At 65.1% G+C, this 26,643-nt stretch carries 25 protein-coding genes; 13 read left to right on the top strand and 12 right to left on the bottom strand.

Features of this window, described 5'->3' with window-relative positions; all coding sequences use genetic code 11:
- Nucleotides 1-160: 160 nt before the first annotated feature.
- On the bottom strand, nt 161-1,465 hold the full coding sequence (locus tag C7411_RS32295) for a site-specific integrase (RefSeq protein WP_110388187.1): 1,305 nt from the start codon (nt 1,463-1,465) through the stop codon (nt 161-163).
- Between the two features lie 116 nt (nt 1,466-1,581).
- Here C7411_RS32295 and msrA point away from each other — a divergent pair, with 116 nt between their 5' ends.
- The gene (msrA, locus tag C7411_RS32290) at nt 1,582-2,142 is read left to right on the top strand and encodes a peptide-methionine (S)-S-oxide reductase MsrA (protein WP_110388186.1); all 561 of its coding nucleotides are present in this window, start codon (nt 1,582-1,584) and stop codon (nt 2,140-2,142) included.
- Between the two features lie 3 nt (nt 2,143-2,145).
- Here the strand turns inward: msrA and C7411_RS32285 are convergent, their stop codons facing one another.
- The 3 genes from C7411_RS32285 to pdxH all read right to left on the bottom strand — a co-directional run bounded on the left by C7411_RS32285 (nt 2,146) and on the right by pdxH (nt 5,773).
- Nucleotides 2,146-3,612 (bottom strand): DUF72 domain-containing protein, encoded by a 1,467-nt coding sequence (locus tag C7411_RS32285; protein WP_110388208.1) that lies wholly within the window; start codon nt 3,610-3,612, stop codon nt 2,146-2,148.
- 119 nt (nt 3,613-3,731) lie between these two features.
- Complete coding sequence (locus C7411_RS32280; RefSeq protein ID WP_110388185.1) at nt 3,732-4,946, bottom strand: SAM-dependent methyltransferase; 1,215 nt, start codon at nt 4,944-4,946, stop codon at nt 3,732-3,734.
- Nucleotides 4,947-5,131: 185 nt separating this feature from the next.
- The gene (pdxH, locus tag C7411_RS32275) at nt 5,132-5,773 is read right to left on the bottom strand and encodes a pyridoxamine 5'-phosphate oxidase (RefSeq protein WP_110388184.1); all 642 of its coding nucleotides are present in this window, start codon (nt 5,771-5,773) and stop codon (nt 5,132-5,134) included.
- Between the two features lie 183 nt (nt 5,774-5,956).
- Between pdxH and tcdA the strand changes: the two genes are divergently transcribed.
- Nucleotides 5,957-6,829 (top strand): tRNA cyclic N6-threonylcarbamoyladenosine(37) synthase TcdA, encoded by an 873-nt coding sequence (gene tcdA / locus C7411_RS32270; RefSeq protein WP_221207260.1) that lies wholly within the window; start codon nt 5,957-5,959, stop codon nt 6,827-6,829.
- Nucleotides 6,830-6,919: 90 nt separating this feature from the next.
- Here the strand turns inward: tcdA and C7411_RS32265 are convergent, their stop codons facing one another.
- The gene (locus C7411_RS32265; protein ID WP_110388183.1) at nt 6,920-7,654 is read right to left on the bottom strand and encodes a Crp/Fnr family transcriptional regulator; all 735 of its coding nucleotides are present in this window, start codon (nt 7,652-7,654) and stop codon (nt 6,920-6,922) included.
- 740 nt (nt 7,655-8,394) lie between these two features.
- Here C7411_RS32265 and C7411_RS32260 point away from each other — a divergent pair.
- A complete protein-coding gene (locus C7411_RS32260) occupies nt 8,395-9,933 on the top strand; it encodes a mannose-1-phosphate guanylyltransferase/mannose-6-phosphate isomerase (protein WP_110388182.1) in 1,539 nt (512 codons plus the stop codon).
- Between the two features lie 63 nt (nt 9,934-9,996).
- On the opposite strand, the gene trxA is transcribed toward C7411_RS32260, so the two are convergent.
- Together trxA and C7411_RS32250 are read right to left on the bottom strand one after the other, a co-directional pair.
- Entirely contained in the window at nt 9,997-10,845 is an 849-nt protein-coding gene (trxA, locus tag C7411_RS32255) for a thioredoxin (RefSeq protein WP_110388181.1), read from the bottom strand.
- A gap of 84 nt (nt 10,846-10,929) precedes the next feature.
- Nucleotides 10,930-11,811 (bottom strand): pirin family protein, encoded by an 882-nt coding sequence (locus C7411_RS32250; RefSeq protein WP_110388180.1) that lies wholly within the window; start codon nt 11,809-11,811, stop codon nt 10,930-10,932.
- A 229-nt stretch (nt 11,812-12,040) separates the two neighbouring features.
- Here C7411_RS32250 and C7411_RS32245 point away from each other — a divergent pair, with 229 nt between their 5' ends.
- Nucleotides 12,041-12,937 (top strand): EamA family transporter, encoded by an 897-nt coding sequence (locus tag C7411_RS32245; RefSeq protein WP_110388179.1) that lies wholly within the window; start codon nt 12,041-12,043, stop codon nt 12,935-12,937.
- 84 nt (nt 12,938-13,021) lie between these two features.
- Here C7411_RS32245 and C7411_RS32240 read toward each other — a convergent pair whose 3' ends face one another.
- Nucleotides 13,022-14,587 carry an N-acetylmuramoyl-L-alanine amidase gene (locus C7411_RS32240; protein ID WP_110388178.1) on the bottom strand — a complete coding sequence of 522 codons (1,566 nt, stop codon included), beginning with the start codon at nt 14,585-14,587 and terminating at the stop codon, nt 13,022-13,024.
- Nucleotides 14,569-15,156, bottom strand: coding sequence for a tRNA (adenosine(37)-N6)-threonylcarbamoyltransferase complex ATPase subunit type 1 TsaE (gene tsaE / locus C7411_RS32235; protein WP_110388206.1), 588 nt, complete (start codon nt 15,154-15,156; stop codon nt 14,569-14,571). The genes C7411_RS32240 and tsaE overlap by 19 nt, the downstream gene beginning before the upstream one ends.
- A gap of 155 nt (nt 15,157-15,311) precedes the next feature.
- On the opposite strand from tsaE, the gene queG reads away from it, so the two are divergent.
- The 6 genes from queG (at nt 15,312) to C7411_RS32205 (ending at nt 21,541) form a co-directional block, all read left to right on the top strand.
- Complete coding sequence (gene queG / locus C7411_RS32230; protein WP_110388177.1) at nt 15,312-16,571, top strand: tRNA epoxyqueuosine(34) reductase QueG; 1,260 nt, start codon at nt 15,312-15,314, stop codon at nt 16,569-16,571.
- 164 nt (nt 16,572-16,735) lie between these two features.
- A complete protein-coding gene (locus C7411_RS32225) occupies nt 16,736-17,221 on the top strand; it encodes a methylated-DNA--[protein]-cysteine S-methyltransferase (protein ID WP_110388205.1) in 486 nt (161 codons plus the stop codon).
- A 4-nt stretch (nt 17,222-17,225) separates the two neighbouring features.
- A complete protein-coding gene (xerD, locus tag C7411_RS32220; protein WP_373682731.1) occupies nt 17,226-18,206 on the top strand; it encodes a site-specific tyrosine recombinase XerD in 981 nt (326 codons plus the stop codon).
- Between the two features lie 55 nt (nt 18,207-18,261).
- Nucleotides 18,262-18,753, top strand: coding sequence for a Cys-tRNA(Pro) deacylase (gene ybaK / locus C7411_RS32215; RefSeq protein ID WP_110388176.1), 492 nt, complete (start codon nt 18,262-18,264; stop codon nt 18,751-18,753).
- 166 nt (nt 18,754-18,919) lie between these two features.
- Nucleotides 18,920-19,540 (top strand): glycerol-3-phosphate 1-O-acyltransferase PlsY, encoded by a 621-nt coding sequence (gene plsY, locus C7411_RS32210; protein WP_110388175.1) that lies wholly within the window; start codon nt 18,920-18,922, stop codon nt 19,538-19,540.
- 201 nt (nt 19,541-19,741) lie between these two features.
- Nucleotides 19,742-21,541 carry a methyl-accepting chemotaxis protein gene (locus C7411_RS32205; protein ID WP_110388174.1) on the top strand — a complete coding sequence of 600 codons (1,800 nt, stop codon included), beginning with the start codon at nt 19,742-19,744 and terminating at the stop codon, nt 21,539-21,541.
- Between the two features lie 121 nt (nt 21,542-21,662).
- On the opposite strand, the gene C7411_RS32200 is transcribed toward C7411_RS32205, so the two are convergent.
- Entirely contained in the window at nt 21,663-22,781 is a 1,119-nt protein-coding gene (locus tag C7411_RS32200; protein ID WP_110388173.1) for an acyltransferase family protein, read from the bottom strand.
- 244 nt (nt 22,782-23,025) lie between these two features.
- Between C7411_RS32200 and C7411_RS32195 the strand changes: the two genes are divergently transcribed.
- A complete protein-coding gene (locus C7411_RS32195) occupies nt 23,026-23,349 on the top strand; it encodes an ArsR/SmtB family transcription factor (protein WP_110388172.1) in 324 nt (107 codons plus the stop codon).
- A complete protein-coding gene (locus C7411_RS32190) occupies nt 23,342-23,830 on the top strand; it encodes an SRPBCC family protein (RefSeq protein ID WP_110388171.1) in 489 nt (162 codons plus the stop codon). The genes C7411_RS32195 and C7411_RS32190 overlap by 8 nt, the downstream gene beginning before the upstream one ends.
- Before the next feature lie 75 nt (nt 23,831-23,905).
- On the opposite strand, the gene C7411_RS32185 is transcribed toward C7411_RS32190, so the two are convergent.
- Nucleotides 23,906-24,391, bottom strand: coding sequence for a YajQ family cyclic di-GMP-binding protein (locus tag C7411_RS32185; protein WP_028209548.1), 486 nt, complete (start codon nt 24,389-24,391; stop codon nt 23,906-23,908).
- Between the two features lie 296 nt (nt 24,392-24,687).
- Here C7411_RS32185 and murB point away from each other — a divergent pair, with 296 nt between their 5' ends.
- Complete coding sequence (murB, locus tag C7411_RS32180) at nt 24,688-25,743, top strand: UDP-N-acetylmuramate dehydrogenase (protein ID WP_110388170.1); 1,056 nt, start codon at nt 24,688-24,690, stop codon at nt 25,741-25,743.
- Between the two features lie 72 nt (nt 25,744-25,815).
- Here the strand turns inward: murB and C7411_RS32175 are convergent, their stop codons facing one another.
- Nucleotides 25,816-26,643 carry an EAL domain-containing protein gene (locus tag C7411_RS32175; protein ID WP_110388169.1) on the bottom strand — a complete coding sequence of 276 codons (828 nt, stop codon included), beginning with the start codon at nt 26,641-26,643 and terminating at the stop codon, nt 25,816-25,818.

Genomic DNA, 26,643 nt, shown 5'->3' with positions numbered 1-26,643 from the left:
CTGGTGCCGTTGTGGGTAAGTGTGGGTAAGTTGTTGGCAAACTTGTTTGTCAATAGCTTATCCATACGGTGTTTGCATAGCAAACATATCCACAATATGAATAAAAGCGGGGGTGGGAAGCAAGGCGAGCTTGCTTTTTCCCTACGGGCTACTTGCTACGCTAAATATTAAAATAGCCTGCGGTTTCATCTGACGAGAAATGACCAATGTGTTTTAGTGCTTGCTGTTGTGTGGAAATACCATTATTCACATTATCTAAAAGTGGGTTAATGTGATTTTCCTCAAGCTTTTTCGGGCTGTTCATTCCAAGCAATTGAGCAATGATAACGGAATTATTGGCGTTTCCTGTAGCCCCTGCCAGTTTCAAAATCATGTTGCGTATTGCTTGTCTGCGCAAATCATGAAAACGCACTGCTTTAAGTCCGATGCGAGCTTTTAATTTTGAGAACGTCCCCTCAAATCCGCTCAAAGGTGTTTTGAATACCTTAGGATCATCTTTGCGTTTTGGAATAGCCTGCAGAAGTTCTGCGACTTCTGGCAAGATATAAACATCGCGAGGGCGGTTGCTCTTTGTGTGTGTCAAATGAATTTGAGCACTTTCAAAATCGACTTGTTCCCATGTGAGATAAATAATCTCACTTCTGCGCATAGCGGTATATAGAGAAAGTTTGCAGATAGCAAGTAGCTCAGGATTTTTTGTTTTTGCGAGTTCATCAAAAAGCGTTTTCTCCATCTCTGAAGTCAAGACAAATTTTCGCTTAATATTGGCATTTGCAAGAAGCTTCTTATTGTATTTCAATGCAGGATTATCAATTCCCTGATGCTCTGAGCCAAACTCGCCACTCGCAAGCTCTTTAAAGAATACTGAAAAAAGCGAAACTTCACGGGCAACGCTGCTTTTTTTAAGGGGTGTGCCTTTTGATGTGGTGTGGGCAAGGCGGGTTCTGATGTAATCATTAATCTCAGGAATGCCAATCTCTGATATTTTGAACTGTCCGAGTTCTTTTTTTGGATTATCGACAATCATGCCAAGAACGCCCGTGAAACCGCCGTGCTTCAATTTATGTCGATACTCAATCTTTGTTTTGCAGATTGTTTTGTAGAAATTTTTTAAGGTATAAACGTTGCGGCGCTTGGTATAATTTGATTGGTCTTTTGTATCAATGAATTTTTTGACGTATCTATCTACATAAACAGATAGAGGGGGTTCTGCAAGGAATGCACTAATTTCATCCTTGCGCCTCAATTCTTCTTCTGTTTTAGAATAGATAAGCTCTCTGCCCCTAACAGTTTTTGAGAGCTTAAGAAATTCTTCTGCTTCTGAGAGCGTATCAAAAGACTTGTCTGTAATCTCAAGAATGCCATCTTTATTTTTACGTTCTTGTCTAATGCGATACCTGAGCGACTTTGAGCCATCCTTGTTTTTCCACTGGATGACCCTAATTCCACGGGGTAGAGTAGCCATGTTGGGGTTGCCTCCAAGCGTGTGAGGTGTGGGGCGTTGGTCGAATTTTTGTAGAATTTTACCCCAAAATCGGCGGATTTTGTGGAAAACCTGGAAGCAACCTGAGAGGCAAAATCATGGAAAATCAAGTACATAGCGCGTTAGAAGTGGCCACCCTTGGCGGCGGATGTTTCTGGTGCCTGGAGGCCGTGTATCTGCGCGTGGAGGGGGTGAGTGCGGTGGAGTCGGGCTACGCGGGCGGCCACGTGGCGAACCCGGGTTACGAGCAGGTCTGCGACGGCGACACCGGCCACGCCGAGGTCGTGAAGGTGGACTTCGATCCCGCCAGGATCACGTATCGCGAGATTCTCGACATCTTCTTCGCGATTCACGATCCCACGCAGCTGAACCGCCAGGGCAACGACGTGGGCACGCAGTACCGCTCGGTGATCTTCACGCACTCCGGGGCGCAGCGCGAGACGGCCGAGCAGGCGATTCGCGAACTGGCCGCAGAAGGCGTGTACGACGGCAGGATCGTCACCCAGGTGCTGCCGCTCGACGGCAACTATTTCCCCGCCGAGGCGTATCACCAGAACTACTTCGCGCAGCATCCGGATCAGGGCTATTGCTCGTTCGTGGTTGCGCCGAAGGTCGCGAAGTTCCGCCAGAAGTTCGCGCACCGGCTCAAGGCCGAATAGGCGTCAGCAGGCGGGATCGATATCCGGGTTTCGATCCCGCTTCGCGCGTCGGTCTTCGTTTTGTTCTTCTTCTTGCGCGCCGGGCGGCGTTTCGTCCGGCGTCGCGTCGCGCGCGGGGTCCAGCGCCGTTTCCCCGCGCAGGCGTTCCATCTCGTCCGCAATCGCCCGCGCAAGCTTCGCGCAGGTGAGCGGTGCCGATCCCTCCGCCTTGTTGTTGGTCGTGATCAGCACGGGCTGGCCCGCCATCGCGTAGCGCGCAGCCAGTTCCGCGAGCGTGACGCGCGTATGCGGGTCTTCGTCCACCAGCTTGTTGAACGGCTCGTAGCGCGCCTTCGCTTGCTCGTACTTGAAGCCGCTATGCAGGCTCCAGCGCACGATCAGCGGGCCGGCCGGGGTTTCGCCGTCCATCAGCGCGAGCGCGGCGGCCTGGCGCAGCGGGTCCGGCATGCGGGCGTGCAGGCCCACGCAGTAGCGCACGCCCGCGGCGCGCAGCGTGCGAACGAAGCGCGGCGTGAGCAGGATCGCGTCGCGGATCTCGACGGCGTAGCAGGGGCCGTCGCCGGCTGCGGCAGACTCGGCCGATTGGGGCAGTGGCGGCAGTGCGGCGAGGAAGGCGGCTAGCCGCTCGACGAACGCCGCCGGGTCGGCCAGCAGTTGATCGGGCAGCGGCGGGAACTGGAACACGAGCGCGCCGGCCTTGCCGCCGAGGCCCGCGAGGCACGGCTCGACGAATTCGCGCGCGGCCAGCTCCGCGTTGAGAAAGCAGGGGTTTGCGGAAACGGGCTCACCACGCTCGCCGCGCACACTGGCATCGGTGACGAGCGCCGGCGCTTTCACGATGAAGCGGAAGTGGTCCGGCACCTGCTGCGCGTAGCGCAGGTAGTCGGTGACGGTGAGCGGCGCGTAGAACGAGCGGTCGATGCTCACCGAGCGCAGCAGCGGATGCGCGCCGTAGGCCGAGAGGCCGTCGCGGGCAAGCCTGGACTGGCTGTAGTCCTCGCCGTAGACGATGCCGCGCCAGCCCGGAAACGACCACGACGAGGTGCCAAGGCGTACGCTCGCGGGCAGCGCGGCGGCGACGTCGAGCGTGTCTTGCGCCGCCACCGCGGGCAGCACGCCGCGGCCGCGCCGTTTCGGGGCGACGGTGCCGGATGCGGGCTTCTTCGGCGTTTCGGGGCGCGGCGTGCCTTCGTCGCGCGCATCCACATCGGCGGCGTCGTCATGAGTGGCGCGAGCGGGGCGAGCGTGGAGCTGGGCCGCGGATTGAGTGGCGGGCTTCGTCACTGGCGTTGGCACCGGCGCCGCGAAGCCGAACAGGTCAGGCTGCGGCTCGGCGCGGGCTTCGGCTTTCGGCGCGTTGCGGCGCGCAGCCGGGCGTGCGCTCGGCGGGGTGGTGTCGGCGCCGGGGTCGTTGCCCGACCCCGGCCTCATGTCGCCAAACAGGTCGTGGCCGTCGTCGCGTTCGTTCATGCAGTGGCATCGCGCAGTTGTGTTGTGGTGGCGGTCGTGGGGCGAAGCCGCCTGGGCCGGGCGCAACTGCGCGAACAGTCGATACGCCGGCGGCGCGGCGAACCGCGCCGCCGCCTGCGTCAGAGCGGCTTCCCGTACATATACCGGCGCGACCACGGCAGCGTGGTCGCGCTGCGGCCGGCCTTGCGGCACACGATCTGGAAGATCGACACATCGTCGTGCTCGAACGCGTACGCGCAACCTGCCAGATAAACGCGCCAGATGCGGAACTTCTCGTCGTCGACGAGCTGTTTTGCTTCCTCGGCGCGCGCCTCGAAATTCTCCGCCCACAAATCGAGCGTGTGCGCATAGTGACGGCGCAGGCTTTCCACGTCAACCGCTTCGAGGCCGCCGCGCTGCGCCGCTTCGAGCGCGAGGCCGATGTGCGGCAGCTCGCCGTCGGGGAACACGTAGCGGTCGATGAACTCGCCGCCGCCGAGTGCCGTTTCGCCCGAGTCGGCGTCCGACGAAGTGATGCCGTGATTCATGGCGACGCCGTCGTCGGCGAGCAGGTCGTGGACCTTGCGGAAATAGCCCGGCAGATTCTTGCGCCCGACGTGCTCGAACATGCCCACGCTCGTGATGCGGTCGAACTGGCCCTGGACGTCGCGATAGTCCTGCAGGCGGATCTCGATGCGGTCTTCGAGGCCCGCCGCCTTCACGCGGGCGGTGGCGAGATCGAACTGGTTCTGCGAGAGCGTCACGCCCACGCTGCGCGCGCCGAACTTCTGCGCCGCGCGCAGCACGAGCGCGCCCCAGCCGCAGCCGATGTCGAGCAGCGTCTGGCCTTCCTTCACCTGGATCTTCGTGAGGATGTGGTCGATCTTCTTGAGCTGGGCGGTGGCGAGGTCTTCGTCGCCGTTTTCGAAGTAGGCGCACGAATAGACCATGTTCTCGTCGAGCCAGAGCTTGTAGAACGCGTTCGAGACGTCGTAGTGGTACTGGATGGCCCGCTTGTCCGTGGACTTCGAATGCGTGAAATAGCGGCGCACGCGTGCGAGCTTGCCGGCGCTCGTGACGGTGTTGCGCGCGAGCGAATAGCTGATGTTGATGATGTCGGCGAGCTTGCCTTCGATGTCGATCTTGCCCTTCACGTAGGCCTCGCCGAGATTGTCGAGGCTCGGCGTAAGCAGAAGCGGCAGCGCCGAGGCGCTATTGACCTTGAGCGTGACGGCAGGCGCGGCGAAGTGGCCGAAGTCGTATTGCTGCCCGCTCCAGAGCACGAGGCGGGCGGGCAAGTCGGCCTTGCTGCGCACTTCTTCGACCCACTGTGCGAGTTTTTTCTCCCAGAACATGCGTTTCTCTCCGTGTCAGATGAACGATTGAAGCCCGACGACAAAAGCGAATTGCGATGCAGGTTTTTTGGCGACAGCGTTATCGCAACAGCGAACGACTGAGCGACGTGCAACGAAAGCGGTGAGACGAAAACCCGGTGCGCGCGGCGCAAGTACGGTAAGCGTGTTACGCCGCGCGCATGCGCTCAGGGCGCGAGACGCTCGATGCGCCAGGCCGCGCCCGCGTGCTCACGCGTGTAGCGGATGCGGTCGTGCAGGCGCGACGGGCGGCCTTGCCAGAACTCGATGGCCTGCGGCACGAGCCGGTAGCCGCCCCAGTGCGGCGGGCGCGGGGGCGTTTCGCCATACTGCGCAACGATCTCGCGCTCGCGGGCTTCGAGCGTCTCGCGGTTCGCGATCACCGTGCTTTGCTCCGAGGCCCACGCGCCAATGCGCGAGCCGAGCGGGCGCGAGTTGAAGTAGGCGTCGCTTTCCTCGGCGCTCGTGAGTTCGACCTTGCCCTCGATGCGAACCTGACGCTCCAGTTCGATCCAGTGAAAGAGCAACGCCGCATGTGGATTCGCGCTCAGCTCGCGGCCCTTGCGGCTTTCGTAGTTCGTGAAGAACACGAAACCGCGCTCGTCCACGCCCTTGATGAGCAGGATGCGCGCGGCGGGGCGGCCTTGCGGGTCGACCGTGGCGACCGTCATGGCGTTGGGCTCGGGCAGCTTTGCGTCCAGCGCCTGGGCGAACCAGGTCTGGAACTGGCGGATCGGATCGGGATCGACGTCGGCGGCGTCGAGCGAGCCGAGCGAGTAGGTCTTGCGGAGATCGGCGAGGGAGGTCATCTTTTAGGCAGACGCTTCAATGCGGAGAAGTATATCGAACAGGCGAATGTCGAACAGGCGAGGAAGGCGCCCGGCGAGGGGCGCCCGGCCTCGTGCGGCGCGATCAGGCAAAATACGGGTCTTGCGAGGACCGTGACAGCAGCGTGTGAGCGGTCCGAGGTCCGCTTACGATTGCCTACCGTCATGTCCAGTACCCCGATTTCTCCTGCCGCCGGCTCCGTCGATCTTACCGCGAGCCCTGCCGACGATGTTGCCGACCGAGCCCGCCGATTCGGCGGAATCGCGCGGCTTTATGGCGCACCCGCGCTCGACGCGTTCGAGCGCGCCCACGTCGCCGTGATCGGCATTGGCGGCGTGGGCTCGTGGGCCGCGGAGGCGCTCGCGCGCAGCGCGATCGGCAAGCTCACGCTCATCGACCTCGACAACGTGGCCGAGAGCAACACCAACCGCCAGATCCACGCGCTCGACGGCAACTACGGCAAGCCCAAGGTCGAGGCCATGGCCGAGCGCATCAAGCTCATCGACCCGGGCTGCGACGTGCGTCTTGTCGAGGATTTCGTCGAGCCGTCGAACTTTGGTGCGTTGCTGGGCGGCGGCTTCGACTACGTGATCGACGCCATCGACAGCGTGCGCACCAAGACCGCCCTGATCGCCTGGTGCGTGAAGCATCGCGTGCCGCTCATCACGGTGGGCGGCGCGGGCGGCCAGCTCGACCCCACGCGGATTCGCATCGACGACCTCGCGCTCACGATCCAGGACCCGCTGCTCTCCAAGGTGCGCGGCCAGTTGCGCAAGCAGCACGGCTTTGCGCGCGGGCCGAAGGCCAGGTTCAAGGTGAGCGCGGTGTATTCGGACGAGCCGCTCATCTATCCCGAGGCGGCCGTGTGCGATATCGACGCCGAGGCCGAGCACGTCACCACGTCGCCGGGTCATCACGGTCCGGTGGGGCTGAACTGCGCGGGATTTGGTTCGAGCGTGTGCGTGACGGCGAGCTTTGGCTTCGCGGCGGCTTCGTACGTGCTGCGCGCGTTGGCGCATCAAGCCAGCGGGCATTGAGGCCGGGCGCAGAAACGCTGGAAAGCGTGCCTGATAAGGCACGCCTTCGTATCGCGCCGGAAAGCGAACGAACCGCGCGCGCCGGTCGCGTTATTCGACCGCTTCCGCTTCGTGCAGGCGCGGCAGCAGGCGATCGAACTCGCGGCGCACGAGACCGTAGCACTCGCATGCGCGCGCTTCGAGGCGCTTGCGGTCGAGTACGCGGATCTTGCCGCGGCTGTGATGGATCAGACCTTCGTCGTGCAGCTTGCCGGCGGCTTCCGTGACGCCTTCGCGGCGCACGCCGAGCATGTCGGCGATCAGTTGCTGCGTTACGCTCAGATCGTTGGAGTCCACGCGGTCCACTTCGATCAGCAGCCACCGGCACAGCTGCTTGCTCAGCGAGTGGTGACGGTTGCAGGCGGCCGTCTGCGCGATCTGCGTGAGCAGGGCATGCATGTAAAGCAGCGTAATGCGGCGCAGGAGGTCCGAGCGCGCAAACTGCTGCTTGAGCGCCTGCGCGCTGATGCGGTACGCGAAGCCCGAACTTTGCACCTGCACGCGGTTCGGCATCGTTTCGCCACCGGTCAGCACAGGCACGCCGGTCATGCCTTCCCGGCCCACCGCGGCAATTTCGACGGAACTGCCGTCTTCCATTGTCGTGAGCATCGAGATGACGGCAGTCGTCGGAAAGTACACGTGATGAATACGCTGGCCGCAATCGCAGAGCAGCTGCTCAGTGCGCAGCTGAACGAGTTCGAGATGCGGCGCCAATGCCTGCCACTCGTTTGACGGAAGTGCGCCAAGCAGATGATTGCCGTGCAGATCGGATTGAAGGGTCAACATGATCGGTCCTCGCGTAAAGCGGCGTGTGCCGCCTCCTGTTTTTCTGCTTCCGGCTACCGAATTTTTTGTTATCGCCGCTACCCGTACGGCTCTACGTTCGTTGCGCCGGCCCCATAAGCCCCGTTAGCGTTTTGCGATCTCGTTTGTCGGCATCGACGCCTGTGGCGAACTCTACTAAGCAGGGGTTGTGCCAGCCGCCGCGAAAGTGAGGGCGCTTGCGGTTCTGCGCGGCGTGGGCTATTTCCGCAGCGACATAAAGCCGCATTATTGTTTCAGTTCTGTACAACGCCAGCGCGGCGCCGTTTGCGAAGTCGCTAGAGTTTGATGCGGCCAACGCCTTGATTTATATAGCGACTTTCGCTGCTCACCCGGATGCGCGGAAATGAGTCCTTGCTGAAACATCGTTGGGCCATCGCCTTGAACGCGTCGTGCGCCTGCCTTTGACGCGACGCGGTTTTGATTCACTTCTGTTGGGGCGCTGCCGACACCGTCGCAAAAACGTTCGGATGTGAAACATCACCTTGCGCGGCCATCTCCGCGCTTCGTGCGTTGCCGCACATAGCGTCGACTGCGCGATGACCGCGCGAAGACCGCGGCCCCGTTCCGAAGAAAAATTTCCTGGCATGCCGTGCGATCAATGTGGCTGCGCGTACAGATTCGCGCGCTGCGTATTGTTCAAATCTCACCCGTACGCAAACCGGTAACGAGACCCGGTGCACGACTTCGGGGGAGGGACTCGCATGAACAACGATGTGACATCTGCCGGCCTGATAGCCGCGATCAGCGAAGGTGACGCCGAACTCGTCGTTCAGCCCGTTGTGCTGGCGGGCGGTTCCGGCACGCGGCTATGGCCGCTTTCGCGCGAACACTGCCCCAAGCAACTGATCGACCTGCTCGACGGCGAGTCGCTGCTCGAGGCGACTGTCCGGCGCCTCGACGGCGTGTTCCCGCACGCGGCCACCTCACTGCCGGAACCGCACACAGCGGTTCGCAAGGCTGCGCCATTCGTCGTGAGCAGTGAGGACTTGCGCCATCTGACCGCTGACCGTCTTGGCCGCAGCGGCATGGCTGCCCGCTTCGTGCTCGAACCGCTCGCGCGCAACACGGCGCCCGCGCTGACGGCGGTGGCGCTTGCCGCCAGCGGCGACGGCGATCCCGTGCTCGTTGCCATGCCCGCTGACCACCTGATCGCCGATAGCGCCGCGTTTGCTGCCGCGCTCGAAGAAGCCGTGACGCACGCGGCGCGCGGCGCCATCGTCACGCTTGGCGTGCCGCCGCAGCGCGCCGAAACGGGCTACGGCTACATCGGCGCGGGTTTGCCGCTTGGCAGCAGCGGCGCGCGCAGCATCGAGCATTTTGTGGAGAAGCCCGATGCCGGGCGCGCTGCCAGCTATGTTGCTTCGGGGAACTATCTTTGGAACAGCGGGATTTTCGTTGTGCGCGCCTCGGTCTGGCTCGCGGCGATCGCGCAAAGCCGGCCGCTCATCGCGGCGCAGTGCACGGCGGCCTTCGATAATGCCTGCGTCGACGCCGACGGCACCGTCCACTTGAACCGGGACGCGCTCGCCGCCTGTCCGTCCGATTCGATCGACTACGCGGTGATGGAGTCGGTTGGCGTGAATGCGCGGCTCGCGGGCGTGGTTGTGCCGCTTCGTTCGGGCTGGTCCGACGTCGGGGCGTGGGACGCCCTGTGGCAGGTCTCGGAGAAGGACGAGCATGGCAACGTCGCGCGCGGGCGCGTGCTGTTCGAGGATGCGACGGACACCTTCGTGCATTCGGACGGCCGCCTCGTTGCCTGCGTGGGCGTGCAGGGCATGGTGGTGGTCGAGACTGCGGATGCCGTGCTCGTTGTCGCGAAGGACCGCGTTCAGGACGTCAAGGCAGTGGTCACGAGGCTCAAGGCGCAGCACAGTGAGGTGGCGCGGCAGCACCGGCGCGTGGAGCGCCCATGGGGCTGGTACGACTCGGTCGATCAGGGCGAGCGCTTTCAGGTCAAGCGCATCGTGGTCAAGCCGGGCGGCCGGCTTTCGCTGCAGATGCATCACCACCGCGCGGAGCACTGGACCGTGGTGCGCGGCACGGCGCGCGTGACGCGCGGCGACGAGGTGCTCCTGCTTTCCGAAAACGAATCGACCTATATCCCGCTAGGCATGACGCACCGGCTCGAGAATCCGGGCAAGACGGCGCTCGAGATCATCGAGGTGCAGTCGGGCTGTTATCTCGGCGAGGACGATATCGTGCGCTTCGACGACCAGTACGGCCGGGTTCAGCAGGCGTAGCCGGCTGAACGCAAGGCGAGGGCGTTACGCGAGGACGCACGCCGCGTCCTCGCGCGCGCGAGTTCAGTTCAGCGTCGCGCTCAGCTTGCGCCGCCACTCGCTCACGAGCTGCGGCTGATGCGCCGCGAGATCGAACACGGAAAGCATGGTCTTGCGGCCCACGTCGTCGCGGAAGGCGCGGTCGCGCTTCACGATCTCCAGCAGATGCTCGAGCGCGCCCGCGTACTTGTGCCGCGCGATCAGCGCGTTCGCCAGATCGAAGCGCGCTTCGAGGTCGCCGGGGTTGGCGGCGACCTGGGCTTCGAGCGCGTCGGTGGGCGGCAGGTCGGCGGCGGCGTCGAGCGCGTCGAGGCGCGTCTTGAGTGCGTTAAAGCGCGCGTCGATGCCCTGCGTGGTCTTCGGCGAGAGCAGCTCGACTTCCTTTTGCGCGTCCTCGGCGCGGTTGTCGGCGAGCAGCATCTCGATCAGGTCCATGCGCACTTCGTCGTTGCCCGGATCGAACGCGAGCGCGGCCTGCAGCGCTTCATAGGCCTCGTCGCGGCGGCCTTCGGCCAGTGCTTCCTGCGCGGCGCGGCGCGCGGCGTCGACGCCGTCGGGGATCAGGCCGTCGAGGAACTGGCGCAGCTGGCCTTCGGGCAGCACGCCCACGAACTGATCGACCGCCTGGCGGTCCGCGAACGCCACGACGTGCGGGATGCTGCGCACGCCGAAGTGCGCGGCGAGCTCCTGATTCTCGTCGACGTTCACCTTCACGAGCTTCCATTTGCCCGCGTATTCGGCCTCGAGCTTTTCGAGCATCGGCCCCAGGCTCTTGCAAGGGCCGCACCAGGGCGCCCAGAAGTCGACCAGCACCGGCGCGAGCGCCGACGCTTCGATCACGTCTTTTTCAAAAGTGGCGAGAGTGGTGTCCATTGCGTCCTCGTTGGGAAATCCGTTGTTTCGCTAGTTGGGGACGAAACGCCCGGGTTTCAATCATCCGCCGAAAGCGGCGAGCCTTTAGCGCGGCTTCTTTTCCGGCAGCGGGATCCATTCCGTTTCGCCGGGAACATGCCCCATTTCCTGGCGCGTCCAGGCCTCCTTCGCGGCTTCGATCTTCTCGCGCGAGCTTGCCACGAAGTTCCATTCGATGAAGCGCTCGCCTTCGAGCTTTTCCCCGCCGAGCAGCATCACGCGTGCCCCGTTCGCGCTCGAGAGCGTGACGGTTTCGCCCGGCACCAGCACGGCCATCGTGTACTGCTCGAGCGGCGTGCCGTCGACCGCGAGATCGCCCTCCACGAGATAGACGCCGCGCTCTTCGTGCTCCGCGTCGAGCGCGAACGCGCTGCCCGGCGCGAAATCTGCGGCGACGTAGAGCGTGCCGGAAAAGGTCTCGACCGGCGAGGTCGCGCCGAATGCCGTGCCTGCGATCACGCGCATCGTGACGCCGTTGCGCTCGAGTTCGGGCAGCGTGGCGGCGGCGTGATGGAAGAACGACGGCTCGGTGTCTTCGTGATCGAGCGGCAGCGCCACCCACGTCTGGATGCCGTGCATGGTGAGGCCGGTGGCGCGGTCCTCGTCGGGCGTGCGCTCCGAGTGGACGATGCCGCGTCCGGCCGTCATCCAGTTCACGTCGCCGGGCACGATCTTCTGGCTGGAACCGATGCTGTCGCGATGCATGAGCGCGCCGTCGAAGAGATAGGTGACCGTGGCGAGCCCGATATGCGGATGCGGGCGCACGTCCACGCCCGAGCCGGGCGCGAGCGTGGCGGGGCCCATGTGGTCGAAGAAGATGAACGGACCGACGAGGCGTGCGGCGAGCGCGGGCAGCACGCGGCGCACATAGAGATTGCCGATGTCGCGTTGATGAGGCTTGAGAACCGCTTTGATCGATGAGGACATGATGCTTCCTGGATGAGTCGTAAGGCACGGACCTGGGGCCAGCTAGTGGGCGAAACCGGCGCGCAGGCAGGCCGTGCGCGAGGCTGGCGCTCATTCTAACGCCGGCTTTCCCGGCGTGCGGCCACGTAGGGGCCCGGTGCCGGCGGCACGGCGCGGGGCGTCGCGCAATGGCGCGAGGCGGTAAGATCGCCGCTTCGAAGAAGAGGTATGACGTAAAAAGGAGAAGGGGATGTCGCCGAAGGACTTGTTGCTCGCGCTCGTCGTGGTGCTCGCGTGGGGCGTGAATTTCGTCGTGATCAAGGTGGGACTGCACGGCGTGCCGCCGCTCCTGCTCGGCGCGCTGCGCTTCATGCTGGCGGCGTTCCCCGCGGTGCTGTTCGTGAAGCGCCCGCAAATGCCGCTGCGCTGGCTGCTCGCCTACGGCGCGACCATCTCGCTAGGCCAGTTCGCCTTCCTCTTCACGGCAATGTACGTGGGCATGCCCGCGGGCCTCGCTTCGGTCGTGCTGCAGGCGCAGGCGTTCTTCACGCTCGGCTTCGCGGCGGTGTTTCTTCGCGAGCGCTTTCACGCGCAGAACGTCATCGGCTTGCTGATCGCCGCGGGCGGTCTCGCGCTGATCGGCATGCAGTCGATGGGCGGCGGCGCGCAAGGCATGACCCTCGCCGGTTTCGTGCTCACGCTGTGCGCGGCCTGCATGTGGGCGCTCGGCAATATCGTCACGAAGAAGGTGGGCAAGGTGGATCTCGTCGGCCTCGTGGTATGGGCGAGCCTCGTGCCGCCGCTGCCGTTTCTCGTGCTCTCGTACTGGATGGAAGGTCCGCAGCGCATCGTGGCTGCGCTCTCGGGCCTCGGCGTGAGCTCGGTGGGCGCGATCGTCTATCTCGCGTTCGTGGCGACGCTCATCGGCTATAGCCTCTGGAGCCGCCTGCTCTCGAAGTATCCCGCCAGCCAGGTGGCGCCGTTCTCGCTGCTCGTGCCGATCGTCGGGCTCGCCTCGGCGGCGCTGCTGCTCGGCGAGCAGTTGAGCGCGGCCGAGATCGGCGGCGCCGTGCTCGTGATGGGCGGTCTGGCCGTCAACGTGTTCGGGGGCTGGGTCAAGCAGCGCCTCGGGGCCGTGCGCTCGTAACGCCTGCGCGCCGGAGGAAAAACGCCGCGCCAGCCCGAAGGCTTGCGCGGCGCTTGCGAAGCCGCCGGATGCCCCACGCGGCGCTCAGGTCATGCGGCTCTTCGCGAGCGGCGGATTGGCCGCGAAATAGCGCTTGATGCCCTTGAGAATCGCGTTCGCCATCTTGTCGCGATAGGCGTCGTCGTTGAGCTTGCTTTCTTCTTCTGGATTGCTGATGAAGGCCGTCTCCACGAGGATCGACGGAATGTCGGGCGCCTTGAGCACGGCAAAGCCCGCCTGCTCGACCGAGCCCTTGTGCAGCTTGTTGATTTCGCCCACCTCGTTGAGCACGAAGCCGCCGTAACGCAGCGAGTCGCGGATCTGCGCCGTCGTCGACATGTCGAAGAGCGCGCGGTTCACGGCGGCGTCGGCCGTCTGCACGCTGATGCCGCCGATCTGGTCCGACGCGTTCTCCTTGTTCGCCATCCAGCGCGCCGCGGCGCTCGAAGCACCGTGCTCGGAAAGCGCGAATACCGACGAGCCGCGCGCCTCGGGCGTGGTGAACGCGTCGGCGTGAATCGAGACGAACAGGTCCGCGCCCACGCGGCGCGCCTTCTGCACGCGCACGTTCAGCGGCACGAAGAAGTCGGCGTCGCGCGTCATCATCGCGCGCATGTTGGGCTGGGCGTCGATCTTCGCGCGCAGCTTCTTCGCGATGTCGAGCGCGACGTGCTTCTCGTAGGTGCCCGCGCTGCCGATCGCGCCCGGGTCTTCGCCGCCGTGGCCCGGATCGATCGCGACGGTCAACAGGCGCGTGGTGCCGCCCCGGGTGGACTTCGGCGCGGTGAAGCCGTAGTTGTCGCCGCCCGCGCTGTCGTCGTCATTGTTGTTGTTGCGCTGGGCGAGGACGGGCGGCTTCGGCGCGGCGGGCTTGCCCGGACGCGGCGCGAGCACCGCCGGAGGCGCGGGCGGCGTGGCGGGCGGCGCGCCCGGCAAGCCGCCCGCGTCGTTCTGCGCGTAGCGCTCGAAAAATGCGTCGCTGTTGTCGTGCGCGGGCGGGGTGTTCGGGCCCGTGAGCGTGGACGGCGTGGACGGCGGCGGCGCGCTGTCGTTCATCGCCTGGTGGGCGTCGAGCTGCTGCTGCTTGCGCTCGGTTTGCGCGAGCAGGTCCATGAGCGGGTCGGGCGCGACCGCCGGATAAAGGTCGAACACGAGCCGGTACCTGTACGAGCCGATCGGGGCAAGCGTGAACACCTGGGGCTTCACGCCGCCCTTGAGGTCGAACACCATGCGCACCACGTGCGGCTGATACTGGCCCACGCGCACGGCCTGGATCTGCGGATCGTTCGGCGTGATCTTGGAGACGAGGTTCCTGAGCGCGTCGTCGAGATCGAGCCCGGTGAGATCGACGACGAGACGATCGGGGCCCTGCAGCAGTTGCTGCGTGTTCTGCAGCGGCTGGTCCGATTCGATGGTGACGCGGGTGTAGTCTCGCGCGGGCCACACGCGCACGCCGACAACCGACGTGGCCCACGCGAGGCGCGGCACGGCAAGACCGAGCACGAGCGTGGAGGCGCCCGCCTTCAGAATCTGCCGGCGACGCCAGTTGTGCGTGGCGGTGGCGGCCGATTCGATCGAGCGGAACGGTTTGATTAACATCTTTCTAGACATGCCTTTCCTGATGCGCTGTATGCGTAGGCGGTGAGCACGCGGCCTGCGCCGCTTGCATCCGGCTCCAGCGAGAACACGAGATCGGGTACGCCAAGCAGGCCGCCCGCGCGTTGCGGCCATTCGACGAGGCATACCGCACCTTGCGCGAAGTATTCGCGAAAGCCCGAGTCGGCCCATTCGGCCGGATCGCTGAAACGGTACAGATCGAAGTGGTAAAGCTGGAGTTCCCCATTCGGCTTACCCGGCGTTGCGACCGTGTACGGTTCGACGAGCGTGTAGGTGGGGCTGCGCACGCGGCCCGTGTGGCCGAGCGCGCGCAACGTGGCGCGCACGAGCGAGGTCTTGCCCGCGCCGAGGTCGCCGTGCAGCTGCACGTGCAGGCCGTGAAAGGGCGGTGCGCCGTGGTCTTCCGCCTGACTCGCGCGCAGCGAATCGAGCGCGTGCGCAAAGCGTGCGCCGAAGGCGTCGGTGGCGTCGGCATCGGCGAGATCGAAACGGCGCTCGAGGAGAACGTCGGCGGAGGGATCAAGCGAAAGCGGCGCGTGGTCGTGACCGGGCGTGTCGGGCATTCTCGTAAAATGTCGTGATGAACCCCACGCATTCCCCTCCCAATTCCGCGCAGCATGCGCGCGCGTCTTCGGAGGCGCTCGACCCGACGTCCGCTCAGGCGCGTGTTCAGGCACAGGCGCCGCGAGATTCGTCTGCGCCTGCTGCCGGGCAGGCCATGCCGCTCGATGAGGCGGCGCTCGCCGCGCTCGCGGCGCGCATCCGGACGTGGGGGCGCGAGCTGGGGTTCGGTGCGATCGGTATCAGTGACACCGACCTTTCCCATGCCGAGGCGGGCCTCGCCGCGTGGCTCGAAGCAGGCTGCCACGGCGAGATGGATTATATGGCCAAACATGGGATGAAACGCGCGCGGCCAGCCGAGCTTGTGGCCGGCACGCGACGCGTGATCACCGCACGCATGGCCTATTTGCCCATCGATACGCTCGCGCCGAATGCAGTGGGAAAGACGCGCGAAAGTGTTTCGCAAGGCGGGCCTGATCGCAGCGGGAGCGCCGGCACCGAAGCCGGCACGAACGGTGCCCGCGAGCGCATTCACGCCGACTGGCGTCTGCGCGAGCACGCGCGTCTCGCCGACCCGCATGCCGCCGTCGTGTCGATCTACGCGCGCGGGCGCGACTATCACAAGGTGTTGCGCGCGCGTCTGCAGCAACTTGCCGAGCGTATCGAGGCCGAGATCGGCCAGTTCGGCTTTCGCGTGTTCACCGACTCCGCGCCGGTGCTCGAAGTCGAGCTTGCGCAGAAGGCGGGCGTGGGCTGGCGCGGCAAGCACACGCTGCTCCTGCAGCGCGACGCGGGCTCGCTCTTCTTTCTCGGCGAAATCTACGTGGACGTGCCGCTGCCCACCGACGCCGACGCGCACGAACGCGGTGCAGCCGGCGCCGCGCCCGAAACGCCGGGCGCGCATTGCGGCAGTTGCACGCGCTGCATCGACGCGTGCCCGACGGGCGCGATCACCGGGCCGTATCGCGTGGATGCGCGCCGCTGCATCTCCTATCTCACGATCGAGTTGAAGGGCAGTATTCCCCTGGAACTGCGCGAGCTGATCGGCAATCATGTGTATGGCTGCGATGACTGCCAGCTCGTGTGCCCATGGAACAAGTTCGCGAAGGCCGCGCCCGTGGCGGATTTCGACGTGCGTCACGGGCTCGATCGCGCGAGTCTCGTCGACCTGTTCGGCTGGAGCGCGGCGCAGTTCGACGAGCGCATGCAGGGCAGCGCGATACGGCGCATCGGCTATGAAAGCTGGTCGCGCAATATCGCGGTGGCGATGGGCAATGCGCTGCGCGCACCGCGTGAAGGCGCGGATAACGGGCGCGCCGCCGCGCGCGCCGCGATCGTGAAGGCGCTGCGCGAGCGCGAGCACGACGCGTCGGCCGTCGTGCGCGAGCACGTGCTTTGGGCCCTCGAAGCGGCGTGATGCGGATGAAGACGGCGCAGGCGGACATGGACCTGAAACCGAACGACGGCGCGCTGGCAATCGCGCGCACAACGCGGCAACATGGCGTGCAACGCTCGCGCACGGCTTTGCATGGGATCGCAGTCAGCGCTGAAGCGCTAACTCCGAATCGACAGGAGACGACGATGTTCAACGCAGTGATCGACGCGCCATTCGGCAAGGTAGGCATCCGCACGCTCGGACAAGCGCTGCGCGAGATCGTCTATCTGCCGGGACAGACGGCGAGTGTCGAGCCCGATTGCGAACTCGCCGCGCGCGCGGCCGGGCAGATCGGCCGGTATTTCGGGAACGCCGACGCCGGTTTCGACCTGCCGCTCGCACCGCTTGGCACCGGATTCCAGCGGCGCGTGTGGGACGGCATCTGCGCAATCGAAGCGGGCGAAGTCCTCACCTACGGCGAACTCGCGCAGCGCATTGGCGGGCTCAGCCCGCGCGCCGTGGGCCAGGCATGCGGCGACAATCCCTTTCCGCTCGTGATCCCGTGTCATCGCGTGGTGTCGGCGAGCGGCCTGGGCGGCTTCGCGCATCACGGCGGCGAAGGCTTCTTTCGCGACGTGAAGCGCTGGCTGCTCGCCCACGAATGCACGTCGAACCGGTTTGAGCTGCGATAACAGAATGACGATGACGACGAATCCGCCGCCGCTTGCCGCAAGCGATGCCGCCGACGAAGCGCAGCAGGCGCTCGACCCCGCCGCGGCCGAAGCGCTGGCATCGAGCCTGAGCGCCATCGACACGTTCTGCGACGCCATGTGGCTCGAGCACGGCCTCTCGCGCAACACGCTCGACGCCTACCGGCGCGATTTGCGCCTGTTCGCGCAGTGGCTCGCGCGCGAGCGCTCCAATTCGCTCGACACGACCCACGAAGACGATTTGCTCGCCTACAGCGCACGCCGCAAGGACGATAAATCCACTTCCGCGAACCGGCGCCTTTCGGTGTTTCGGCGCTACTACGGCTGGGCGCTGCGCGAGCAGCGCGTGCATTCGGACCCGACCGTGCGCATCCGCTCGGCGAAGCAGGCGCCGCGCTTTCCGTCCACCTTGAGCGAGGCGCAGGTCGAGGCGCTGCTGGGCGCCCCCGACGTCGAGACGCCGCTCGGCCTGCGCGATCGCACGATGCTGGAACTGATGTACGCAAGCGGCCTGCGCGTGACCGAACTCGTCACGCTCAAGACCGTCGAGGTGGGCCTGAACGAAGGCGTCGTGCGCGTGCTCGGCAAGGGCTCGAAGGAGCGGCTCATTCCGTTCGGCGAGGAGGCGCACGCGTGGATCGGGCGCTACCTGCGCGAGGCGCGGCCGGTGCTGCTCGGCGCGCGCACGGCCGACGCGCTCTTCGTGACCGCGCGCGCCGAAGGCATGACGCGCCAGCAGTTCTGGCACATCATCAAGCGCCACGCGGCGGCGGCGGGCGTCCATGCGCCGCTCTCGCCGCACACGATGCGCCACGCGTTCGCCACGCACCTGCTCAATCACGGCGCGGACCTGCGGGTCGTGCAGCTTCTGCTCGGCCACAGCGACATCTCCACGACGCAGATCTATACGCACGTCGCGCGCGAGCGGCTGCGTCTGCTGCACGAGAAGCATCATCCGCGCGGCTGACCCTGGCATACGCGTTTGACGCAGCCGTTGCAGGCCGTGCGATTACAATGCGCCGATGAGCAAAACGAAACATGTGTCCGAAACGCCCGCCACGCAGATGCTGCGCCGCGCGGGCGTCGCATTCGGCGAGCATCCCTACGAGTATGTCGAGCATGGCGGCACGGAAGAATCCGCGCGCCAGCTCGGCGTGGACGAGCATCGCGTCGTCAAGACGCTCGTGATGGAGGACGAGCACGCCAAGCCGCTCATCGTCCTCATGCATGGCGACCGCAAGGTGTCGACGAAGAATCTCGCGCGGCAAATCGGCGCGAAGCGCATCGAGCCTTGCAAGCCCGAAGTCGCGAACCGCCATTCGGGTTATCTGGTGGGCGGCACGTCGCCCTTCGGCACGAAGAAAGCCATGCCCGTGTATGTCGAGTCGACCATACTCGAACTCGACGAGATCTGGCTCAACGGCGGCCGTCGCGGCTATCTCGTGAGCCTTGCGCCCGCGGCGCTGACGACGCTTCTCAACGCCAAACCGGTGCAGTGCGCAAGCGTCGACTAGCGCGCGCATGGGCGCCGCCCGCTGCCGTTGGTTCCCTGATTAACCCTGGTGCGCGGGCAGGGCGCGCCCGCGCTTCGGTAGAATGAGCGCCGTCGCGCGTTGCCGGGCGGCGATGACCATCGCCACCGCCCGGCGCGCATCGTTCCACTTCATCCGGGTTTCGTGCATGTACAACCTGTTCGTCGCCGTTCTTGCCTATCTGATCGGCTCGGTTTCGTTCGCCGTGATCGTGAGCGCCTTCATGGGCCTCGACGATCCGCGCTCCTACGGCTCCGGCAATCCCGGCGCGACCAACGTGCTGCGCAGCGGCAACAGGAAGGCCGCGATCCTCACGCTGATCGGCGATGCGTTCAAGGGCTGGCTGGCCGTCTGGCTCGTCGTGCAGTTCGGCCCGCGTTACGGTCTGGGCGATGCCGCCGTCGCGCTCGCGGCGATCGCCGTGTTCCTCGGCCACCTGTATCCGGTGTTCTTCCGCTTCAAGGGCGGCAAGGGCGTCGCCACCGCGGCCGGCGTCCTGCTCGCCGTGAATCCGGTTCTCGGTATCGCCACGCTCGCCACCTGGCTCATCGTCGCGTTCTTCACGCGCTACTCGTCGCTCGCGGCGCTGGCGGCCGCCGTGTTCGCGCCGCTCTACTATGTGTTCATGTTCGGCCCGCGCATCGTCGCGCTCGCCATCCTCGCCATGAGCGTGCTGCTGTTCTGGCGGCATCGCGGGAACATCGCGAAGCTCATCGCGGGCAAGGAAAGCCGCATCGGCGAGAAGAAGGCGGTGGGCGCCGGCAAGTAGGCCGGCACGGCAGGCCAGGTGATTGCCATCTATTTGTCTGATAATTTCGCCTATCGTCCGTTATTTTCCCGCAGGTAAGCGATCCAGGTGCATCTTCTACGGATGCGCCCTCAAGAACATCGTGTGGCTTGCCGTAAACCCTGATAGTTCCAGATCGGGCTTTTGCGGCTTCCCTCCTCTTATCCCACACGGCATTCCCCCATGTTTTCCACCATCCGCGCGCGCATCGTCGCGCTATGTGTCGTCATTGTCGTGAGCGCGCTTGCCGCGAATACGGCGCTCGATTATTTCGTCGCCGACTCGCACAGCAAGGATTCGATCGACAGCACGCTCACGGCGCTCGAAGCGAGCCACGCCCAGGGCATTGCCGAGTGGGTCGCGACGCACGTGCGGATGATCGACTCGCTCCAGGACGCCGTGCTCGCGCCCGATCCCGTGCCGGCGCTCAAGCAGATTGCGGCAGCGGGCGGCTTCACGAACGTCTACGTGGGCTATGCCGACCGCACGGCGAAGTTCTCCGACCCGACCGGCATTCCGCCCGACTACGATCCGACCGGGCGCCCGTGGTACAGGCAGGCCGTCGCGGCGGGCAAGGCGGTCGTCACGCCGCCCTATGTGGACGTGGGCACGGGCAAGCTCGTGGTGGCGTTCGCGGTGCCGGTCATTCGCGACGGCGCCGTGAAGGGCGTCATCTCCGGCGACGTCGCGATGGACAACGTGATCGCCAACGTCCGCTCGATTCAACCTACGCCGGCGAGCTTCGGCATGCTCGTCGACGCGAGCGGCGCGATCGTCGCGCACCCCGACTCGCAGCTCACGCTCAAGCCCGTGGCGGAGCTCGCGCCCGAACTCGCCGGCGATCGCCTGAATGCGCTGTTCTCGGCGAGCGAGCCATTGAAGGTGGACGTGAAGGGCGACATCAAGCTCATGCGTGCGCAAACGATTCCGGGCACCGACTGGCGCCTGGTCGTCGCTTTCGACCGCGCCGATGCGACGGCGGCCATGCGCTCGCTGCTCACGGCGTCGCTCATCGCGCTCGTGGTGATCGCCGTGGCGGCGGCGGCGATCGCGGCTGCGACGACGGCTGTGTCGTTCCAGCGCCTTTCGCGCGTGCGCGACGCGATGGACGCGATCAGCGCCGGCGAGGGCGATCTGACGAAGCGCCTGCCCGCCACGGGCAACGATGAAGTCGCGCAGATCGCGCGCTCGTTCAACGCGTTCATGGACAAGGTGCGCGACGTCATGCGCCACATCCGCGATGCGAGCGAGTCGGTGCGTACCGCGAGCGACGAGATCGCGGCGGGCAACGTCGACCTGTCGGGGCGCACGGAGTCTGCTGCAGCGAGCCTGGAGGAGACCGCGGCCTCGATGGAGGAGATCACGGCGACGGTCGCGCAGTCGGCGAACGCGGCGCAGCAGGCCGACGTGACGGCGGCCACCGCTTCCCAGGCGGCCTCGCGCGGCGGCTCGGTGATCGGCGACGTCGTGCACACGATGGGCGACATCGAGAAGGCGTCCGTGAAGATCGCGGACATCATCGGCGTGATCGACGGCATCGCGTTCCAGACCAACATTCTCGCGTTGAACGCCGCCGTGGAAGCGGCGCGCGCGGGGGAGCAGGGCCGCGGCTTCGCGGTGGTGGCGGGCGAGGTGCGCAGCCTGGCCCAGCGCAGCGCGCAGGCGGCGCGCGAAATCAAGGCGCTGATCGAGTCGACCGTTTCCAGCGTGACTTCGGGCTCGCAGCTCGTACGCCGCGCTGGCTCGACGATGGACGAGATCGTGGCGAACGTCTCGAACGTGACGACCATCATCTCCGAGGTCACCCACGCCGCCGGTGAGCAGACGCGCGGCATCCAGGAAGTGAACCGCGCGGTCAGCCAGCTCGACGAGATGGTTCAGCAGAACGCGGCGCTCGTCGAGCAGTCGACGGCTGCCGCGGCGGCGCTGCGCGGCCAGGCAGCCAGTCTCGCGGATGCGGTGGGCCAGTTCAGGCTCGATTGAGGCGGGGAAGGCAAGGCAGACAGCGGCGATCAAGCGCGTGTTCCCGACTGCAGGAAAGCGCGCGGGCGTTGCGAGCCCGTTGTCACTGACCGCGCCTGCGCGCAGAGGCGCGGCGCGGGCCCTATCGGGGAACAGACGCGTCTGCAGCCGTGGCGCTTGCGCCATGCGTGGCGAACCAGTTTCGCGTGCTCGACGCCAGTGCCCGGCGCACGGGTGTGTCGTAGTACCGGTCCGCGAGCCACGTGAGCAGCAGGAGTGCGGGTGGCAAGACGAGGCCCGGATGGCGCAGGAGGCCGGTCATCGGCGCGAGGTCCTGCACAATGAACCCCAGCGGCACGTGCAAAACGTAAATGCCGTACGACACGGCACCTGAAAAGGCAAAGAACGGCAAGAGTCGCGGACCGGGCTCCACTTGCGACGCCACCCACACTGTCGCCGGAACAACGGCAAGCGCGACAGGCAACTCGAACAACCATTGCGCCGATTGCACCGACTTCGGCCACGGTACGGCGAATAGTCCGATTGCCAGCACCACCACGGCAATCGAAGCCGCATTGTGTTGCCTGCGTCCGGGGCGTTGGAAGCGGTAGAGCAGCAGTCCGGCAGTAAAAGCGTAGCCGACGCGCGCAAAGCCCACGTAGCAAGTTTCCCAGTAAGGCCCTTTGTCGACACCCACCGTGAGCGCCGCGACCGCAAGCGCTATAGCGCTTGCGCACATGACGGCGATGAGCGCCTTCGTCGTCAGAAAGCGAAAGAACAAACCATAGGCGATGCTTGCAAGCAACTCGAAGAATAGAGACCAGGCTGGAAAGTCCAGCGGATAGATAAATGGCTTTACCCCTGACCACGGGTAGTACGCGCGCACTGCTGCGTGCGTCGGCATCATCAATGCGTTTGCTGGAAGAGCAGAGACGATAAGCGGAGCATCGGATGCAGGAAGCCGGATCGAGAGAGCGACGACGCCAAGCAGGAGACCGGCGAAATAGAGCGGATACAGGCGGATCAGACGAAGCAGGACATATTGGCGCCAGTTCATGGCCCCAGATGCAAGTTTGTTGTCGTAGGCGCTCGCAATGACAAAGCCGCTCATCGCGAAGAACAGATCCACGGCGAGGTAAGCATGTGCGAGGGGGCGCAGATGGAAAAAAGAATGGAAATGAACGACGAGGACAAGAAGGGCGGCAGCGCCACGAAGCCCATCGAGCGTAGCGTACCTGGAACGGGCATCGACGTGGCGCATTGTGGCCTCGGTGTTCTTGATTCTTGAGCTAAGGAACGGCAAGCATTCTCGACGGGGAGGTTATTCGCCTTGCGGATGCGCGTTTGTGCGTCAGTAAACAAAGCGCGAGCATTGGGCAAATGGCGGATCTCGTGCGGATCGGGCGCAGCGGACACCTTCCCTCCGTCCGTTGAGCGCATTTTGACAGCGATATCTCCCTTTTTTGGCGCCTTGACATGCAACCGGGTGGTTGCATAATCAATGCATGAACGACGACACCGTATTTCGCGCGCTGGCGGACGCGAGCCGCCGTCAGCTGCTCGACCGCCTGCATGCGAAAAACGGCCAGACGCTGACCGATCTATGCGAGGGGCTGGCCATCTCGCGCCAGGCGGTCGCGAAGCATCTCGCGGTGCTGGAAGAGGCAAATCTCGTCGCGACGCAGCGGCATGGGCGCGAAAAGCGGCACTTCATCAATCCGGTGCCGATCGGCGAGATTGCCGCGCGCTGGATCGGCAAGTTCGAGCACGAGCGCGTGGGCGCGCTCGTCGACCTGAAGCGATCACTCGAAGGAGACAGCGATGAGTAGCGACAAGCACACGCAAGGCAGTGCCGCCGGCGCTTCGACGTTCGTCTACGTCACGTTCATCCGCACCACGCCGCAGGCGTTGTGGACGGCGCTCACGAGCCGCGGGTTCACCGAGCGCTACTGGTTCGGCATGCATCACGAATGCGACTGGCAAACGGGCTCGTCCTGGTCGCTGCGCTTTGCCGACGGACGGATCGCCGACTCGGGCGCGGTGGTCGAATCCGATCCCCCGCGCCGGCTCGTGCTGCGCTGGCGCAACATGTTCCTGGCCGAGCTCCATGCCGAGGGCGATTCGCTCTGCACGATCGACATCGAGCCCGTCGAGCACGCGGTCAAGCTCACGATCACGCACAGCGTGGCGCGGCCAGGATCGATCTTTATCGAGAAGGTGTCGGGCGGCTGGCCGCGCATCCTCTCGAATCTCAAGACACTGCTGGAAACCGGCGAAGTGCTCATGCCGCTCGTGGCGACGGCGGACTGAGCGCGAGAGAAGCGGGGACGGGCGAAACGAAACGGGGCGGCCCGAGCCGCCCCGCGATGCGCTGGACTTGCCGCCTTAATCGCGGAAGTTGTTGAAGTCGAGCGGCGTATCGGTCACGTCCTTGCGCAGCATGGCGATCACGCTTTGCAGGTCGTCGCGCTTGGCGCCCGTCACGCGCACGGCGTCGCCCTGGATGCTCGCCTGGACCTTGATCTTGCTGTCCTTCACGAGCCGCACGATCTTCTTCGCGAGGTCGCCCGACACCCCCTTCTTCACGGTGATGACCTGCTTGACCTTGTCGCCGCCGATCTTCTCGATCTTGCCGTAGTCGAGGAAGCGCACGTCCACATTGCGCTTGGCCATTTTCGACACGAGCACGTCCTTCACCTGGCCGAGCTTGAAGTCGTCGTCGGCGAACGCGGTCAGCTCGCGCTCCTTTTGCTCGACGCGCGAATCCGAGCCCTTGAAGTCGAAGCGGGTGGAGATCTCCTTGTTGGATTGCTCCACGGCGTTCTTTACTTCGATCATGTTGGCTTCGCTGACGACGTCAAACGATGGCATTGCTTTCTCCAAAAAGTACGGGTGCGCAAATGGCGGTGCAAAAGCTGCGCAAACCAGGTGCCCGCGGGCCGCAGCCGTATTCCGCAGGCCGCTGACGCATTTTGAGGCAGCGGTTCGCGCACTCGCTATAATCACGGACCGACGCCATTCTACCGGCGCCGTTGCGTTTGCCCAAGGCGGCTTGCCGCCGCCCGGAGGCGAGTGGGCGGTGCGCAGTTTCCCGCGGGTGCCCGCCGGCGGCTATTTCTGCCTTCGCGGCCATTTTTCGTCTGCTGTCTGTGTCCAGTTCTTCCTCGATGCCCGTCGTCCAAACGCCCGTCACTACGTCCCCAGTGTGGTTCGCCGCCGGCTTTGCGCTGCGCGCGCACAACACATTCGGCTTCGACGTGCGTGCGCGCTATGCGTGCCGGGTCGAAAGCGAGGCCGATCTCGCCGCCGCCGTGCGCGACCCGCGCGCCCAGGGCTTGCGCACGCTCGTGCTGGGCGGCGGCAGCAACGTGGTGCTCACGCGCGACTTCGACGGTCTCGTGCTGCTCATGGCGCTGGCCGGCAGGCGCGTTGCCCGTGAAGACGGCCACGCCTGGTACGTGGAAGCGGCCGCGGGCGAGAACTGGCACGATTTCGTGTCCTGGACGCTCGAAGCGGGTATGCCGGGCCTCGAGAATCTGGCGCTTATCCCGGGCACGGTGGGCGCGGCGCCCATTCAGAACATCGGCGCTTACGGGCTCGAGATGGCCGAGCGCTGCGTGTCGGTGCGGGCCATCGAGATGGCGACGGGCAAAGCCGTCGAGTTCGACGCCCCCGCCTGCCGCTTCGGCTATCGCGACAGCTTCTTCAAGCGCGAAGGGCGCGATCGCTTCGTCATTACCTCGGTTACGTTCCGCCTGCCGAAGGTCTGGCAGCCCAATGCGGGCTATGCCGATCTCGCGCGCGAACTGGCGCAGCACAACGCCGGCGAGGTGCCGCATGCGCGTGCCGTGTTCGACGCCGTGGTCGCGGTGCGGCGCGCGAAGCTGCCTGACCCGCTCGAACTCGGCAATGCGGGCAGTTTTTTCAAGAATCCCGTGATCGAAGCGCGGCAGTTCGATATGCTCATCGCGCGCGAGCCGCAGATCGTTTCGTACCAGCAGGCCGACGGGCGCGTGAAGCTCGCGGCGGGCTGGATGATCGACCGGTGCGGCTGGAAGGGCCGTGCGCTGCGCGCAGCGGCGGTGCATGAGCGTCAGGCGCTCGTGCTCGTCAATCGCGGCGGTGCGACCGGCGCGGACATTCTCGAACTCGCAATGGCGATCCAGTGCGACGTGCTCGCGCGCTTCGGCGTGGAGCTGGAGCAGGAACCTGTCAGCCTCTAAGGCCAGGAACGAGGCCTCTCAGGCGCGGACCCCGGGGCGCCGCGCCTGAACGATTAGCCCCCGCGCATCCCCTCAAACCACCTTGTCCTGGGCCGCGAACACCGGCCCCTGCACGAAGCGCACGTCGTATTGCTGCAACTGCTCGAACTGCGCCGCATCGGTCACGCGGTTGAAAATAAGCGGTATGCGCAGGCGCGCCGCATAGCTCACGAGCGGCTTCACCATCGAATCGCGCAGCGCGGACGCCGCGTCCATCTTCACGAAGTCGGGCCGAGGCGCATCCGCTACCGAAAGAATCTGCCCGGCATTGGGCAGATTGCCCGCCACCTTGAACCCGTAGCGCTGATAGCTCTTCGTGAGATAGCCGAGGAACGTGCGGTGCGCGACCGCCGCCGCCGGCAGTTCGATCACGATGCGCCCGGGGTTCAGCCCGAACGACACCAGCACGTTCGAGAAATGCCGTCCGTGGTCGTACTTCACGCTCTTCAGGAGCCGCTCGTGCACGCGCAGGAAGAGCAGCCCGTGCTGCTGGCCACCCAGAAAATTGATGGCGTGCAGCGCGCGCACCATGCGGTCGACCGCGACGAGGTCGGGGTCGTCGAGGGTGTCGCTGAATGCGTCGCAGGGCGCGAACTGGCCGTTCTGTTCGCGCAGCGTGACCGCCTGAAAGCCGAGCTCGTCGCCAAAGCGCGAGGCCATCGCGAGATCGGCGGTGAGCGATTGCGCCCCGCTGTGCACGCTGATGTCGTAAATCGGCTCGTAGGCGCTCAATAGCTCCACGCCGCGCCGCCGTGCCACGGCCTCCTTGGCGTGCGTTCCCGTGCCCATCGCCAGATGCTCGCCGAGAAATGGATGGTCGGCGGCGCGGGCAACGAGCTCGGGAATGGTGGGAGCAATCAT

This window comes from Paraburkholderia silvatlantica, from assembly GCF_003096715.1.
In the GTDB taxonomy this organism is placed as follows: domain Bacteria; phylum Pseudomonadota; class Gammaproteobacteria; order Burkholderiales; family Burkholderiaceae; genus Paraburkholderia; species Paraburkholderia silvatlantica.
Note: the sequence above shows the minus strand (reverse complement) of the source record. Positions and strands in the feature narration are given on the sequence as shown.

Coding starts and splice junctions, on each gene's coding strand:
- C7411_RS32295 (WP_110388187.1), bottom strand. CDS start 1,465: ATGGCTACTCTACCCCGTGGAATTAGGGTCATCCAGTGGAAAAACAAG.
- msrA (WP_110388186.1), top strand. CDS start 1,582: ATGGAAAATCAAGTACATAGCGCGTTAGAAGTGGCCACCCTTGGCGGC.
- C7411_RS32285 (WP_110388208.1), bottom strand. CDS start 3,612: ATGAACGAACGCGACGACGGCCACGACCTGTTTGGCGACATGAGGCCG.
- C7411_RS32280 (WP_110388185.1), bottom strand. CDS start 4,946: ATGTTCTGGGAGAAAAAACTCGCACAGTGGGTCGAAGAAGTGCGCAGC.
- pdxH (WP_110388184.1), bottom strand. CDS start 5,773: ATGACCTCCCTCGCCGATCTCCGCAAGACCTACTCGCTCGGCTCGCTC.
- tcdA (WP_221207260.1), top strand. CDS start 5,957: ATGTCCAGTACCCCGATTTCTCCTGCCGCCGGCTCCGTCGATCTTACC.
- C7411_RS32265 (WP_110388183.1), bottom strand. CDS start 7,654: ATGTTGACCCTTCAATCCGATCTGCACGGCAATCATCTGCTTGGCGCA.
- C7411_RS32260 (WP_110388182.1), top strand. CDS start 8,395: ATGAACAACGATGTGACATCTGCCGGCCTGATAGCCGCGATCAGCGAA.
- trxA (WP_110388181.1), bottom strand. CDS start 10,845: ATGGACACCACTCTCGCCACTTTTGAAAAAGACGTGATCGAAGCGTCG.
- C7411_RS32250 (WP_110388180.1), bottom strand. CDS start 11,811: ATGTCCTCATCGATCAAAGCGGTTCTCAAGCCTCATCAACGCGACATC.
- C7411_RS32245 (WP_110388179.1), top strand. CDS start 12,041: ATGTCGCCGAAGGACTTGTTGCTCGCGCTCGTCGTGGTGCTCGCGTGG.
- C7411_RS32240 (WP_110388178.1), bottom strand. CDS start 14,587: ATGTCTAGAAAGATGTTAATCAAACCGTTCCGCTCGATCGAATCGGCC.
- tsaE (WP_110388206.1), bottom strand. CDS start 15,156: ATGCCCGACACGCCCGGTCACGACCACGCGCCGCTTTCGCTTGATCCC.
- queG (WP_110388177.1), top strand. CDS start 15,312: ATGCCGCTCGATGAGGCGGCGCTCGCCGCGCTCGCGGCGCGCATCCGG.
- C7411_RS32225 (WP_110388205.1), top strand. CDS start 16,736: ATGTTCAACGCAGTGATCGACGCGCCATTCGGCAAGGTAGGCATCCGC.
- xerD (WP_373682731.1), top strand. CDS start 17,226: ATGACGATGACGACGAATCCGCCGCCGCTTGCCGCAAGCGATGCCGCC.
- ybaK (WP_110388176.1), top strand. CDS start 18,262: ATGAGCAAAACGAAACATGTGTCCGAAACGCCCGCCACGCAGATGCTG.
- plsY (WP_110388175.1), top strand. CDS start 18,920: ATGTACAACCTGTTCGTCGCCGTTCTTGCCTATCTGATCGGCTCGGTT.
- C7411_RS32205 (WP_110388174.1), top strand. CDS start 19,742: ATGTTTTCCACCATCCGCGCGCGCATCGTCGCGCTATGTGTCGTCATT.
- C7411_RS32200 (WP_110388173.1), bottom strand. CDS start 22,781: ATGCGCCACGTCGATGCCCGTTCCAGGTACGCTACGCTCGATGGGCTT.
- C7411_RS32195 (WP_110388172.1), top strand. CDS start 23,026: ATGAACGACGACACCGTATTTCGCGCGCTGGCGGACGCGAGCCGCCGT.
- C7411_RS32190 (WP_110388171.1), top strand. CDS start 23,342: ATGAGTAGCGACAAGCACACGCAAGGCAGTGCCGCCGGCGCTTCGACG.
- C7411_RS32185 (WP_028209548.1), bottom strand. CDS start 24,391: ATGCCATCGTTTGACGTCGTCAGCGAAGCCAACATGATCGAAGTAAAG.
- murB (WP_110388170.1), top strand. CDS start 24,688: ATGCCCGTCGTCCAAACGCCCGTCACTACGTCCCCAGTGTGGTTCGCC.
- C7411_RS32175 (WP_110388169.1), bottom strand. CDS start 26,643: ATGATTGCTCCCACCATTCCCGAGCTCGTTGCCCGCGCCGCCGACCAT.